Here is a 12,371-nt window from a genome sequence, read left to right on the forward strand (position 1 = left end):
GGCGCGAGCCGCGAGGCGACCGCGGCGCCCACCGACGTGGTCGGCCGCCCCCTGCCCGAGTTCCCGGTCCCCGCGCCGCTCGCGTCGCACGGCCCCGGACGCATCATCGCGATGTGCAACCAGAAGGGCGGCGTCGGCAAGACGACGACCACCATCAACCTCGGTGCGACGCTCGCCGAGTACGGCCGCAAGGTCCTGCTCGTCGACTTCGACCCGCAGGGGGCCGCGTCCGTCGGGCTCGGCGTCAACCCGCACGAGCTCGACCGCACGGTCTACAACCTGCTCATGGAGCGAGGCGCGGACATCCACGACGTGCTCGTCCCGACGGACGTCGAGAACCTCGACCTCCTGCCCGCCAACATCGACCTCTCGGCCGCGGAGGTCCAGCTCGTCGGTGAGGTCGCGCGCGAGTCCGTGCTGTCGCGCGTGCTGCGGCCCGTCGTCGACGACTACGACGTCATCCTCGTCGACTGCCAGCCGTCGCTCGGCCTGCTCACGGTCAACGCGCTCACCGCCGCGCACGGCGTGCTCATCCCGCTCGAGTGCGAGTTCTTCGCGCTGCGCGGCGTGGCGCTGCTCGTCGAGACGATCGAGAAGGTGCGCGACCGGCTCAACCCGCGTCTCGAGATCGACGGGATCCTCGCGACGATGTTCGACTCGCGCACGCTCCACTCGCGCGAGGTCGTGGCGCGCGTGCACGAGGCGTTCGGGGACAAGCTGCTCCAGACCGTCATCGGGCGCACCGTGAAGTTCCCGGACGCGTCCGTCGCGGCCGAGCCCATCACCGTCTACGCGCCGACGCACCCCGGCGCCGTCGCCTACCGGCAGCTCGCCCGGGAGCTGGTCGCCCGTGGCGACGCCGCCTGACGCGCCCTCCGAGCCACCGCCCGGGTCACCGCCCGGCCCGGCCTCGACCGCGCGGACCGGCTTCGAGGTCCGGCTCGACAACTTCAGCGGCCCGTTCGACCTCCTGCTGTCGCTCATCACCAAGCACAAGCTCGACATCACCGAGGTCGCGCTCGCGCGCGTGACGGACGACTTCATCGCGTACATCCGCGACGCCGAGCGAGCGGCCGCCGCAGCGCGCGCCGCGGGGGAGGACCACCCCGGGTGGGACCTGGGGACCGCGAGCGAGTTCCTCGTCGTGGCCGCGACGCTGCTCGACCTCAAGGCCGCGCGCCTGCTGCCCACGGGCAGCGTCGAGGACGACGAGGACCTCGCGCTGCTCGAGGCGCGCGACCTGCTGTTCGCGCGCCTCCTCCAGTACCGCGCGTACAAGGACGTGTCGGGCGTCCTCGCGGAGCGGTTCGAGAGCGCGGGACGCCGCTTCCCGCGCGTCGTGCAGCTCGAGCCGCACCTCGCCGCGCTCCTGCCCGAGCTCGTGTGGACCATGGGGCCCGACCAGCTCGCCGCGCTCGCGGCCAGGGCGCTCGCGCCCAAGGCGCCTCCTCCCGGCGTCTCGCTCGACCACCTGCACGCGCCCGCGGTGAGCGTGCGCGAGCAGGCGGGCATCGTCGTGGACCGGGTGCGCAGCCACGGCACGACGACGTTCCGCGCCCTCGTCGCGGACGCGGGGGAGACCGCCGTGGTCGTCGCCCGGTTCCTCGCCCTGCTCGAGCTGTTCCGCCAGGCGCTCGTCGCGTTCGACCAGGTGACGCCGCTCGGCGAGCTCACCGTGCGGTGGTCGGGCGACGACGACGCTCCGGAGCCCGCCCTCGCCGACGTCGGCAGCGAGTTCGACGAGGGAGACGGCTCCGAGCCGGTCGAGGCCCTCGCACCCACCGACCAGGAGGTCCCCGCGTGACGCAGCCCGACGGTGCTCCCGTCCTCGACGAGGTCCTCGCGCCGGCCGTGCACGACCTCCCGGGCGGGCTTCCCGCCGCCCTGGAGGCCGTGCTCATGGTCGCCGACGAGCCGATCCCCGTCCTCGAGCTCGCGACGGCGCTCGCGGTCCCGGTCGACGACGTGCTGAGCGCGCTGCACGACCTCGCCGCCGAGTACCGCGGCGACGACGGCGGCCGACCCCGCGGGTTCGAGCTGCGCGAGGCGGGCGGCGGCTGGCGCGTCTACTCCGCGCCCGCGCACGCCGAGGTCGTGGGACGGTTCGTGCAGGGCGGCCAGACGGCGCGGCTCACGCAGGCGGCGTTGGAGACTCTGGCCGTGATCGCGTACCGTCAACCGGTCAGCCGCGGCCAGGTGTCGGCGGTGCGAGGGGTCAACGTGGACGGCGTGGTGCGCACTCTCGTGGCGCGCGGGCTCGTGGCCGAGGTCGGTCAGGACCCGCACACCGGTGCCGGCCTGTTCGGCACCACGGGCTACTTCCTCGAGCGCATGGGCTTCACGTCGCTCGACGAGCTGCCCCCGCTCGCGCCGCACCTGCCGGACATGGACGACCTCGAGGGCATGGACGGGCTCGCCGACCTGCGCGGACCCGCGCGGGCCGCCGCCGTCGCGCCCGCGACGGACCTCTCCGACGGCGCGGCTGACGACGGGGACGACGCACCGGCGCCGGCCCCGACGCCGCACGACGTGGCGCACGACGCCACGCAGGACACGACGGACGAAGGACACGCATGAGCTCGAAGGACGGACGCCAGCCCGGTGACGGGGGGCGCGGGCGCTCCCCGCGTGACGGGGCGGGCGACGCGCGTCGCGGTGGCCCGCGACGCGGGGACGCCGCACGCTCGGGCGGTGCCCCGCGGGGCGCCGGCTCCGGGTCGAAGGGCGCGTCCGCGGGCCGGGGCGCGAGCGCGGGCCGGGGTGGCCAGGGTGGTGCGGGGCGTGGTAGCACGCCGTCCCGCGGCGGGCAGCAGGGCGGGCGACCGCGGCGCCCGGTGCGCGCGCAGCCCACGGAGCCCCAGCGGGACGTGCACGTCGAGGACGGCGTGCGCCTCCAGAAGGTGCTCGCCTCGGCGGGGCTCGGGTCCCGCCGCGCGTGCGAGGACCTCATCACCCAGGGGCGGGTCGAGGTCGACGGCGTCCGCGTGAGCGAGCTGGGCGTGCGGATCGACCCGGCGCGCGCCGTCGTGCACGTGGACGGGATGCGGCTCCAGCTCGACTCGTCGCGCGTGACGCTCGCCCTCAACAAGCCGCGCGGCGTCGTGTCGACGATGCACGACCCCGACGGTCGTCCGTCCATCGCCGAGCTCGTCGCGGACCGCTCCGAGCGCCTCTTCCACGTCGGGCGGCTCGACGCGGACAGCGAGGGTCTGCTCCTGCTGACGAACGACGGCGAGCTCGCGAACCACCTCGCCCACCCGTCGCACGAGGTCGCCAAGACCTACCTCGTCACGGTGCGCGGCAAGGTGCCGGGCAACGTCGCCAACAAGTTCCTGCACGGCATCGAGCTCGAGGACGGGGTCGTGCGCGCCGACGCGTACCGGGTCGTGGACCAGGTCGCGGACCAGACGATGATCGAGGTCGTGCTGCACTCGGGCCGCAACCGCGTCGTGCGGCGGATGTTCGAGGAGGTCGGCTTCCCCGTGACGCGCCTCGTGCGCACGCGCATCGGCCCCATCGCCCTCGGCAACCTGCGCCCGGGGACGACGCGAGTCCTCGGGCGCACGGAGCTCGGCACGCTCATGGCGGGCGTCGGGCTCTAGGCGCCTGACCACCAGTCCGCACCATCCCGACGGACCGCCGTGAGGCGGGCCGTCCCGCACGAAGGAGCACCACCCATGCCGGTCCGGGCGATCCGGGGCGCGACCCAGCTCGACGTCGACGAGCGCGAGCACCTGTTCGAGCGGACGCGCGAGCTCGTCCAGGAGGTGCTCGACGCGAACGCCGTCGACACCGACGCGCTCATCTCGATCCTCTTCACGTGCACGCCCGACCTCGTCGCCGACTTCCCGGCGGCCGCGGCGCGCGAGATGGGGCTCGGCGACGTGCCGCTCATGTGCGCGACGGAGATCGCGGTGCCGCACGCGCTCCCGCGTGTCGTGCGCCTCATGGCGCACGCCGACCTCGACGTGGAGCGGTCCGCCGTCCAGCACGTGTACCTGCACGGTGCCACGTCGCTGCGCAAGGACCTGGCCCAGTGAGCGCGGGGGAGGGGGGCGCCGCGAGCACCGGGGGCGCCGCGCTGACGATCGCGATCGACGGGCCCTCGGGGTCCGGCAAGTCGAGCGTCTCCAAGGGCGTCGCGCGTCGGCTCCGGCTCGCGTACCTGGACACGGGTGCGATGTACCGCGCGGCGACGTGGTGGTGCCTGCACCGCGGCGAGGACCTCGCCGACCAGGCGGCGGTCGCGCACGCCGTGCGGGTCATGCCCCTCGTCATGGGGCTGGACCCGACCGGGCCGACGGTCCACGTGGACGGCACCGACGTCGGCGAGGCGATCCGCTCGACCGAGATCTCCACGGCCGTGAGCGCGGTCGCCACCAACCTCGACGTCCGCGCAGAGCTTCGCCGCCTCCAGCGCGCGGTGATCGAGGCCGAGCGCACGCCGTCCGGGTTCGCCGGGGGCCGTGGCGTCGTGGCGGAGGGTCGGGACATCACGACGGTCGTCGCGCCCGACGCGGACGCGCGCGTCCTGCTCACCGCGAGCGAGGAGGCGCGCCTGGCGCGCCGCTCCCTGGACGTGCACGGGACGGCGGACGCCGCCGCCGTCGAGGCGACCAAGGACCAGGTGCTGCGCCGGGACCGCGACGACGCGACGGTCTCGCAGTTCCAGGTCGCGGCGGACGGGGTCGTGACGGTCGACTCCTCCGAGCTCGACCTCGAGCAGACGATCGACGCGGTGCTCGCCGTCGTCGAGCAGGTCACCGGGCGGGTGGTCGGCCCGCGCCAGGGCTCGTGAGCACGGCCTCGCCGGGCGTGCGGGTGCCGTCGCCCGCAGGACCGGCCTGGTCACGCTGGGTGGGCCGCTTCCTCGCGCGCGTCGTCTGGTCGACGCAGGTCCTCGGCACGGAGAACGTCCCGGCCGAGGGGCCGGTCGTGCTCGCGGCGAACCACACGGGCGTGGTCGACGGTCCGGTCGTGCTCGGCGTCGCCCCCCGGCCGCTGCACGTCCTCGTCAAGGAGGAGATGTTCGTCGGGCCGGTCGGCTGGGTCCTGCGCGCCGCAGGCCAGATCCCCGTGGACCGCAGCGGCGGCCGGAGAGCGCTCGCGACCGGGTTGGGCGTGCTGCGCCGGGGCGGCGCGGTCGGCGTGTTCCCTGAGGGCAACCGCGGGCGCGGCGACGCGACGTCCGCGCGCGCGGGGGTCGCGTGGCTCGCGCTCAACGGGGGCGCACGCGTCGTCCCCGTCGCCGTGCTCGGCACGCGCCGCACGGGCGAGGGCGTCAACCGCATCCCGGGGCTGCGTCGCCGGCTCGTCGTCCGGTTCGGCGAGCCGTTCGCCGTCGAGCGGGCGCGCGGCGTGAGTGGCAAGCAGGCGCTCGAGGACGCGAACGAGAGCATCCGCACCGCCCTCGCGGACCTCGTCGCGGACACCGTCGCCGCGACGGGTGTGGCCCTGCCCACGGACGACCCGAACCGGGAGCGGCGGGCGGCGCCGTGACCGCGTCGCCGGAGGGGCGCCTCGACGGGCCGGCGGGACCTACGACGGCGCACGTCGTGGGCGACCGCCCGGGCACGGGCATCCTCGTCGGCCTCGCGTCCGCGCTCGCGTTCGGCGCGAGCGGCCCGTTCGTCAAGCCGCTGCTCGAGGCCGGATGGACGCCGGGAGCGGCCGTCTTCGCGCGGGCGCTGTGCTCGGCGCTCGTCCTCGCCCCGGTCGCGGCGGTCGCGCTGCGGGGCAGCCACCGGCTGCCGCGCGAGGAGTGGCGCCTCGTCCTCGGGTTCGGCCTGGTCGCGGTCGCCGGGACGCAGCTCTGCTACTTCGCGGCCGTCGCGCGCATGCCCGTCGGCATCGCGCTGCTCGTCGAGTACCTCGCACCCGTGCTGCTCGTGGGCCTCGCGTGGTTGCGCACCCGGCACGTACCCCCACGGCTCACGCTCGCGGGCTGCGTGGTCGCGGTCGCCGGGCTCGTGCTCGTCGTGGACCCCGCCGGGGCGCGCCCCGACCTGCTCGGCCTCCTCTTCGCGCTGGGCGCGGCCGTGGGGCTGGGGGCGTACTTCGTGCTGTCGGCGCGCCCCACCCGCCTGCCGCCCGTCGCGCTCGCCGCGTCGGGACTGGGTGTCGGGGCGCTCGCCCTGGGCGTGGCCGGGTTCGTGGGCGTCCTGCCGTTCGCCGCACCGTTCGTCGACGTCACGCTGCTCGGCTCGTCCGCGCCCTGGTACGTGCCGCTCGCCGTCGTCGTGCTCGTGGCGACGGCGTTCGCGTACGTCTCCGGTGTCGCCGCGACCGTGCGCATGGGGGAGCGCCTCGCATCGTTCGTCGGGCTGTCCGAGGTGCTGTTCGCCGTCGTCATCGCCTGGCTCCTCCTCGGTGAGGTGCCGACCTTCGTGCAGTCCGCGGGCGGCGTCCTCGTCGTCGCCGGCGTGGTGCTCGTGCGCCTCGCGGGGTCGCCCGCCGCGCGGTAGGTTCGCGCGTAGCCGGTCAGGAGGCCGTGCCGTCGCGAGGTCGCGGACGCGGACCAGCACGTGCGGAGGGAGTGAGCGGATGACGGACGCTCCGGGCAAGCCCTCGACCGTCGACGAGTACCTCGCGACGCTCGCCCCGGACGCGCGCGAGGTCGTCGCGCACCTGCGCGCCGTCGTGCACGACACGGTGCCGGGCCTCGACGAGCGCATCAGCTACGGGATCCCGACGTTCACGCGCGACGGGCGGTACGTCGTCTACCTCGCAGGCTGGGCGCACCACGTCTCCCTGTACCCCGTCCCGGAGGTCGACGACGAGCTCGCGCGCCGCATCGCGCGCTACCAGGACGGCAAGGGCACGCTGCGGTTCCCGCTCGCCGAGCCCGTGCCCGACGACGTCGTGCGGGCCGTCGTCGAGCGTCTGGCCGCGCGGCGCGACGGCGCCGCGGGCTGACCGGGAGCGGTCGGCGAGGACGCGCGCGCCGCGCCGAGACCGCCGGTTCGGAGCCCGGCCCGCGGCCTGGGAGAATGGATGCCATGACCACACCCGACCCCGCCCAGCCCGGCACGCCCGGACAGATCGACGACGCCGGGCAGGCCGAGGAGCCCCTGGCGCCCGCGGACCTCGCGGACTCGGCGGACGACGCGGCGCGCGAGCGCGCGCTGCGCGCCGGCCTCGAGGACTACGAGCTCGAGGACACCGACCTCGTCCTCCTCGACGCCGACGGCGAGGTGATCGAGGGCTACGAGCCCGAGGCGCCGCTGCCCGTGCTCGCCGTGGTGGGGCGCCCCAACGTCGGCAAGTCGACGCTCGTCAACCGCATCATCGGGCGCCGCGAGGCCGTCGTCGAGGACAAGCCCGGCGTCACGCGCGACCGTGTCAGCTACCCCGCGGAGTGGGCCGGGCGCCGGTTCACGCTCGTGGACACCGGCGGCTGGGAGGTCGACGTCGCGGGCATCGAGTCGAAGGTCGCCGAGCAGGCCGAGGTCGCGATCTCGCTCGCGGACGCCGTGCTGTTCGTCGTCGACGCGACGGTGGGCGCCACGTCCACGGACGAGCGCGTCGTGCGCCTCCTGCGGGAGTCCGGCAAGCCGGTCGTGCTGTGCGCCAACAAGGTCGACGGCCAGTCGGGCGAGGCGGACGCGGCGTACCTGTGGAGCCTCGGGCTCGGCGAGCCGTACCCCGTGTCCGCGCTGCACGGCCGGGGGACCGGCGACCTGCTCGACGCCGCCATGGCGGCCCTACCGACCGAGTCCGCGCACGGCGAGGTGCGGCCCACGGGCCCGCGCCGCGTCGCGCTCATCGGGCGGCCGAACGTCGGCAAGTCGTCGCTGCTCAACAAGATCGCCGGCGCCGACCGCGTCGTCGTGGACGAGACGGCCGGCACCACGCGCGACCCCGTCGACGAGCTCGTGACGATCAAGGACGTGCCCTACGTCCTCGTCGACACGGCCGGCATCCGGCGCCGCGTGCACCAGACCAAGGGCGCCGACTTCTACGCGTCGCTGCGCACGCAGGCCGCGATCGAGAAGGCGGAGCTCGCGGTCGTGCTCGTCGACGCGTCGGTCCCGCTCACCGAGCAGGACACGCGCGTCATCTCGCAGGTGGTCGACGCCGGTCGTGCCCTCGTCATCGCCTACAACAAGTGGGACCTCATGGACGAGGACCGTCGCCCGTTCCTCGAGCGCGAGATCGAGAAGGACCTGGTCCAGGTCCAGTGGGCGCCGCGCGTCAACGTCTCCGCGCGCACCGGCTGGCACACCGACCGGCTCGTGCCCGCGATCCAGCGCTCGCTCGAGTCGTGGGACACGCGCATCCCGACCGGTCGCCTCAACGCGTTCCTCGGCGAGCTCGTCGCCGCCCACCCGCACCCGTTGCGCGGCGGCAAGCAGCCGCGCATCCTCTTCGCGACCCAGGCGTCCACGCGGCCGCCGCGGTTCGTGATCTTCGCGACCGGCTTCCTCGAGGCCGGGTACCGCCGGTTCATCGAGCGCCGCCTGCGCGAGACGTTCGGGTTCGAGGGCACGCCCATCGAGATCAGCGTGCGCGTGCGGGAGAAGCGCAAGCGGTGAGCGACGGCGCTGCCCACGTCCCCGCGGGGGTCACCCGGCGGGGACGTGCGCTGCGCCTGGGCGTCGCGCGCGACACCGCCGCGACGCGCCACGTCGTGACGTTCCTCGTCGTGACCGTCGCGACCGTGCTCGTCACGCGCTTCCTCCTCGCCGCCTCCGGGTATCCGCAGGTGGGCGGGGGCGACCTGCACGTCGCGCACGTGCTCTGGGGCGGGCTCGGGATGGCGCTCGCGGTCGTCGTGCTGCTGTCGTTCGTCGGCCCCGCGCTGCGCTCGCTCGGGGCGGTGCTCGGCGGCGTGGGGTTCGGGCTGTTCGTCGACGAGATCGGCAAGTTCGTCACGGCCGACAACGACTACTTCTACCAGCCGACCGCGGCGCTCATCTACGCGACCGTCGTGGTCCTCGTGCTCGTGGTCGAGGCGCTGCACGGTCGGCGCCGCCACCACCCGGCGGAGTACCTCGCGGTCGCGACGGACCGCGCGGTCGCCGGCGTCGCGGGCGGGTTCACCGACGACGCCCGCGACGAGGCCCGGGCGCTCGTCGCGCTCGGCCGGGGCGAGCCCGGGGCGGACGAGGTCGCGGCGCTCGTCGAGGCCGTGCCGCGCGACGACGTCGACCTCCCCGACCCGGTCCGCGCGCTCGTGCGCCGCGCGTCGTCCTGGTTCGCCGCGGCGCTGGAGCGGCGCTGGGCGGCGGTCGTGGTCGTGGTCCTCGTGGTGGGGACCGCGGTCGGGTCGCTGCTCGCGGGCCTCCGCGTGCTCACCGGAGACATCGACGTGCCTGCGTGGGTCGGCGGCGGGATCGTCGTCGGGGTGGCGGGGACGATCGCGTGCGTCGTCACGGGCGTGGTGGCGGCGCGGAGCGGCCGGCCCGACGCCCGGCGCGCGGGCGCCGTCTGGGTCCGGCGTGGCGTGCTCGTCTCCCTGCTCCTCACCCAGCTCCTCGTGTTCCGGGCGCTCCAGTGGGTCGGTGTCGCCGGGCTGGCGGTGGACCTGCTCGTGCTCGCCGCGCTCGGCGCCGCCCTCGGCGGGGACGACGAGCGCCGCCGGACACCGCGGCACGGGTCGGACCAGGGAGCGCGCGTCAGCCGGCCACGGTGACCGGTCGCAGGAGGGCGGCGAGCCGGCGGACCTCGTCGAGCGTCCGCGCGGCGGCCCGTGCGAGCGTGCCGTCGTCCTGGAGGCGACCGTCGTCGTCGAGCCAGCGGCGCAGGTGGATCGTGACGGCGTTCGCGACGGGGACCATGCCGAGCGCGACGACGACAGGCGTGATCGCCTCGACCGCGCGCATGCCGCCCGACGACATCCCGTACGACACGAACCCGACGGGCTTGTCGCGCCACTCGTCCGCGAGGTAGTCCAACGCGTTCTTCAGCGGGGCGGTGTACCCGCGGTTGTACTCCGGCATGACGAGGACGACGGCGTCCGCCGCGTCCACGCGCGCGCTCCACGCGAGCGTGTGCGCGTGCACGTAGCCGCCGGAGTGCGCGTCGACGGGCTCGTCGAGGAACGGCAGGGCGATCTCGGCGAGGTCGGCGACGTCGATCTCGAGGTCCGGGTCGACGGGCACCTGGGCGAGGAACCAGTCGGCGACTGCGGGGCCGACGCGGGTGGGGCGGGTGCTGGCGACGACGACGAGCAGCTTCACGAGGGGTCTCCTGAGGGGGTGGGGAGGGAGCCGGCGCGGTCCGCGGGTCGCGGCGCTCGGACGGTGAACACGGTGAGGAAGGGCTGGACCAGCGGCCCGACGGTGAGCGCGTAGACGACGGTGCCGACACCGACCGTGCCGCCGAGCGCGAAGCCGACGGCCAGGACACCGAGCTCGATCCCGAGGCGCGACCAGCGCAACGACCAGCCGCGGGCGGCGAGGCCGGTCATGAGGCCGTCACGGGGGCCGGGTCCGTACCCGGCGCCGATGTAGAGGCCGGTGGCTGCGGCGTTGATGACGACGCCCGCGACGAGCGTCACGATGCGCCAGGGGAGCGGCTCGACCGTCGGGAGGACGGCGAGGGTGAGGTCGACGAACACGCCGACGAGCACGACGTTCGCGACGGTCCCGAGGCCCGGGCGCTGACGCAGCGGGATCCAGAGCGCGAGCACGACGACGCTCGCCAGGATCACGACGACGCCCAGCGGCAGGCCGGTGGCGCGGGCGACGCCCTGGTGCAGGACGTCCCACGGGAACAGCCCGAGCTCGGCACGCACGAGCAGCGCGATGCTCGCGCCGAAGAGGGCGAGCCCGAGGATCAGCTGGACGAGCCGACGTGTCGTTGACATGTCATCGATACAAGCACGAGTCTCGATGACATGTCAACGAGTGTGCGATGCTGGCCCCATGACCGACGTTGCCGAGCCTCGATGGCTCTCGCCCGACGAAGAGCGCGCGTGGCGCGCCTACCGCCGCATGCAGACCGTGCTGCCCGTCGCGCTCGCGCGCGACCTGGCGCGGGACTCCGGGCTGTCCGACCCGGACTACGACGTGCTCTCGACCCTGTCCGAGCAGGCCGGCCACCGGTGGCAGCTCCGCGAGCTGGCGGCCCGCATGCTCTGGTCCAGGAGCCGGCTCTCGCACCACCTCGCACGCATGGAGGCGCGCGGGCTCGTCGCCCGCGAGCCGGACCCCGATGACGGCCGGAACGCCGTCGTCGTGCTCACCGACCACGGGTTCGCGACGCTTGCGGCCGCCGCGCCCGCGCACGTCGAGTCCGTGCGCCGCCACCTCGTCGACCTCGCGACGCCAGCCGAGCTCGCGGCGCTCGCGGCACTCGCCGAGCGCGTCGTCGCGGAGGTGGGCGACCTCGAGTAGGAGCGCCCCGCGCGTCAGCGGATCCCGAGGGCCGCGCGCAACTCGCTCCCGCGTGTCACGACGACCGCGCCCTCGCGCAGCTCGGCCGGAAGATGCGGCAAGAGGTTCCCGCGCGGCACCGCTGCCGGGCAGCCGACGGCGAGGATCGCCAGCGAGCCCGCTCTCGCGAGGTCCGTGACCGTCTCCCACGCCGCCAGCCCGACGATGTGGCTGAGCATCAGTCCACGCGAGACGTCGGTGCCGTAGACCTCGGCATCGCCGTCCTCGAACACAGCTCTCGTCAACTCACCGGTGCGGACATCGCGCTCGACGTACGGATCGAGGACGGCGAGCAGGGCGCGGGCGTCGCAGTTTGTGGCCTCGCCGTCGACGAATCGCTGGAGGAACACGTCGAAGCTCATCGGGTGGCGTCCTTCTCGCTCGCGCGAAACTCGGAGAGGAGCGCTCTCAGGTGCACGAACGAGGGCAGCCCCACGTACACGCCCGGCCGCGCCAGCATCACGTCGAGGAGGTAGTCCCAGTCACGCACCGGACGAACGTACCGGTGCGGGACGCGTGCCCGCACCGCGTACCGCTCGCGTAGGGTCGGCGCGTGATCACCCACGACGAGGTCATGGTGCGCTCGGCCGCGGCCGACGGCGCGTACCCGATGCTCACGCTCGACGAGTTCTTCGACGGCAACGAGCAGGAGGAGTCCCTCGCGCCGAACCAGTGGGGGTTCGGCCGTCCGCCGTTGGCTGAGATCGGCCGCAGGCTGCGCGAGCTGGAGCGGGACGACGCCGTCGCGTGGGTGCGGGTGCAGCTCCACGAGGAGACGTTCGAGGATTCCGTCGGGGACGTGCTCGCCGAGGGCATCGCGGTCTGCACCACGCTGGAGGAGCGGGTGGTCGACGAGCGCCTCGTCGTGGACGAGCTGCAGTACGACGGCGCGTTCGACGGGCTCGTGTACGAGGAGGGCGACTTCTCGGACGTCCCGGTCGTGCCCGACGGCTACCGGGTGCTGTCGCTGGTCTGGGACTGACGACCCTCGGC

17 protein-coding genes are annotated in these 12,371 nt (G+C 74.8%); 13 read left to right on the plus strand and 4 right to left on the minus strand.

Going from position 1 to position 12,371, the window contains the following annotated elements:
- The first annotated feature begins 36 nt into the window (after nucleotides 1-36).
- The 11 genes from AC6CH9_RS04415 to AC6CH9_RS04465 all read left to right on the plus strand — a co-directional run bounded on the left by AC6CH9_RS04415 (nucleotide 37) and on the right by AC6CH9_RS04465 (nucleotide 9,634).
- Nucleotides 37-867 (plus strand): ParA family protein, encoded by an 831-nt coding sequence (locus AC6CH9_RS04415; RefSeq protein WP_336723400.1) that lies wholly within the window; start codon nucleotides 37-39, stop codon nucleotides 865-867.
- The gene (locus AC6CH9_RS04420; protein ID WP_498153823.1) at nucleotides 851-1,804 is read left to right on the plus strand and encodes a segregation and condensation protein A; all 954 of its coding nucleotides are present in this window, start codon (nucleotides 851-853) and stop codon (nucleotides 1,802-1,804) included. Before AC6CH9_RS04415 ends, AC6CH9_RS04420 begins: the two co-directional genes overlap by 17 nt.
- Nucleotides 1,801-2,577 (plus strand): SMC-Scp complex subunit ScpB, encoded by a 777-nt coding sequence (scpB, locus tag AC6CH9_RS04425; RefSeq protein ID WP_498153824.1) that lies wholly within the window; start codon nucleotides 1,801-1,803, stop codon nucleotides 2,575-2,577. The genes AC6CH9_RS04420 and scpB overlap by 4 nt, the downstream gene beginning before the upstream one ends.
- Entirely contained in the window at nucleotides 2,574-3,602 is a 1,029-nt protein-coding gene (locus tag AC6CH9_RS04430) for a pseudouridine synthase (protein WP_498153825.1), read from the plus strand. Before scpB ends, AC6CH9_RS04430 begins: the two co-directional genes overlap by 4 nt.
- A gap of 75 nt (nucleotides 3,603-3,677) precedes the next feature.
- Nucleotides 3,678-4,040, plus strand: coding sequence for a chorismate mutase (gene aroH, locus AC6CH9_RS04435; RefSeq protein WP_047234608.1), 363 nt, complete (start codon nucleotides 3,678-3,680; stop codon nucleotides 4,038-4,040).
- Nucleotides 4,037-4,798 carry a (d)CMP kinase gene (gene cmk / locus AC6CH9_RS04440; RefSeq protein ID WP_498153826.1) on the plus strand — a complete coding sequence of 254 codons (762 nt, stop codon included), beginning with the start codon at nucleotides 4,037-4,039 and terminating at the stop codon, nucleotides 4,796-4,798. The genes aroH and cmk overlap by 4 nt, the downstream gene beginning before the upstream one ends.
- Complete coding sequence (locus AC6CH9_RS04445; RefSeq protein WP_498153827.1) at nucleotides 4,795-5,499, plus strand: lysophospholipid acyltransferase family protein; 705 nt, start codon at nucleotides 4,795-4,797, stop codon at nucleotides 5,497-5,499. The genes cmk and AC6CH9_RS04445 overlap by 4 nt, the downstream gene beginning before the upstream one ends.
- A gap of 56 nt (nucleotides 5,500-5,555) precedes the next feature.
- Complete coding sequence (locus tag AC6CH9_RS04450) at nucleotides 5,556-6,464, plus strand: EamA family transporter (RefSeq protein ID WP_498153828.1); 909 nt, start codon at nucleotides 5,556-5,558, stop codon at nucleotides 6,462-6,464.
- Between the two features lie 79 nt (nucleotides 6,465-6,543).
- On the plus strand, nucleotides 6,544-6,915 hold the full coding sequence (locus AC6CH9_RS04455) for an iron chaperone (protein ID WP_498153829.1): 372 nt from the start codon (nucleotides 6,544-6,546) through the stop codon (nucleotides 6,913-6,915).
- An 83-nt stretch (nucleotides 6,916-6,998) separates the two neighbouring features.
- Complete coding sequence (der, locus tag AC6CH9_RS04460; RefSeq protein WP_389353846.1) at nucleotides 6,999-8,534, plus strand: ribosome biogenesis GTPase Der; 1,536 nt, start codon at nucleotides 6,999-7,001, stop codon at nucleotides 8,532-8,534.
- Nucleotides 8,531-9,634, plus strand: a complete 1,104-nt coding sequence (locus AC6CH9_RS04465; RefSeq protein ID WP_498153830.1) for a hypothetical protein — start codon at nucleotides 8,531-8,533, stop codon at nucleotides 9,632-9,634. The genes der and AC6CH9_RS04465 overlap by 4 nt, the downstream gene beginning before the upstream one ends.
- Here the strand turns inward: AC6CH9_RS04465 and AC6CH9_RS04470 are convergent.
- Both AC6CH9_RS04470 and yczE read right to left on the minus strand, forming a co-directional pair.
- On the minus strand, nucleotides 9,618-10,181 hold the full coding sequence (locus AC6CH9_RS04470; protein ID WP_498153831.1) for an NADPH-dependent FMN reductase: 564 nt from the start codon (nucleotides 10,179-10,181) through the stop codon (nucleotides 9,618-9,620). The genes AC6CH9_RS04465 and AC6CH9_RS04470 overlap by 17 nt on opposite strands.
- Nucleotides 10,178-10,810, minus strand: a complete 633-nt coding sequence (yczE, locus tag AC6CH9_RS04475) for a membrane protein YczE (RefSeq protein WP_498153832.1) — start codon at nucleotides 10,808-10,810, stop codon at nucleotides 10,178-10,180. The genes AC6CH9_RS04470 and yczE overlap by 4 nt, the downstream gene beginning before the upstream one ends.
- 58 nt (nucleotides 10,811-10,868) lie before the next feature.
- Between yczE and AC6CH9_RS04480 the strand changes: the two genes are divergently transcribed.
- The gene (locus AC6CH9_RS04480; protein WP_472863775.1) at nucleotides 10,869-11,339 is read left to right on the plus strand and encodes a MarR family winged helix-turn-helix transcriptional regulator; all 471 of its coding nucleotides are present in this window, start codon (nucleotides 10,869-10,871) and stop codon (nucleotides 11,337-11,339) included.
- 14 nt (nucleotides 11,340-11,353) lie between these two features.
- Here the strand turns inward: AC6CH9_RS04480 and AC6CH9_RS04485 are convergent, their stop codons facing one another.
- A complete protein-coding gene (locus AC6CH9_RS04485) occupies nucleotides 11,354-11,740 on the minus strand; it encodes a hypothetical protein (protein WP_498153833.1) in 387 nt (128 codons plus the stop codon).
- Complete coding sequence (locus tag AC6CH9_RS04490; RefSeq protein WP_498153834.1) at nucleotides 11,737-11,868, minus strand: hypothetical protein; 132 nt, start codon at nucleotides 11,866-11,868, stop codon at nucleotides 11,737-11,739. Before AC6CH9_RS04490 ends, AC6CH9_RS04485 begins: the two co-directional genes overlap by 4 nt.
- A 63-nt stretch (nucleotides 11,869-11,931) precedes the next feature.
- On the opposite strand from AC6CH9_RS04490, the gene AC6CH9_RS04495 reads away from it, so the two are divergent.
- Entirely contained in the window at nucleotides 11,932-12,360 is a 429-nt protein-coding gene (locus AC6CH9_RS04495) for a YfbO family protein (protein WP_472863778.1), read from the plus strand.
- Nucleotides 12,361-12,371 lie beyond the last annotated feature (11 nt).

The organism is Cellulosimicrobium sp. GQ32 (assembly GCF_059758455.1).

Coding starts and splice junctions, on each gene's coding strand:
- AC6CH9_RS04480 (WP_472863775.1), top strand. CDS start 10,869: ATGACCGACGTTGCCGAGCCTCGATGGCTCTCGCCCGACGAAGAGCGC.
- yczE (WP_498153832.1), bottom strand. CDS start 10,810: ATGTCAACGACACGTCGGCTCGTCCAGCTGATCCTCGGGCTCGCCCTC.
- AC6CH9_RS04430 (WP_498153825.1), top strand. CDS start 2,574: ATGAGCTCGAAGGACGGACGCCAGCCCGGTGACGGGGGGCGCGGGCGC.
- der (WP_389353846.1), top strand. CDS start 6,999: ATGACCACACCCGACCCCGCCCAGCCCGGCACGCCCGGACAGATCGAC.
- AC6CH9_RS04455 (WP_498153829.1), top strand. CDS start 6,544: ATGACGGACGCTCCGGGCAAGCCCTCGACCGTCGACGAGTACCTCGCG.
- AC6CH9_RS04485 (WP_498153833.1), bottom strand. CDS start 11,740: ATGAGCTTCGACGTGTTCCTCCAGCGATTCGTCGACGGCGAGGCCACA.
- aroH (WP_047234608.1), top strand. CDS start 3,678: ATGCCGGTCCGGGCGATCCGGGGCGCGACCCAGCTCGACGTCGACGAG.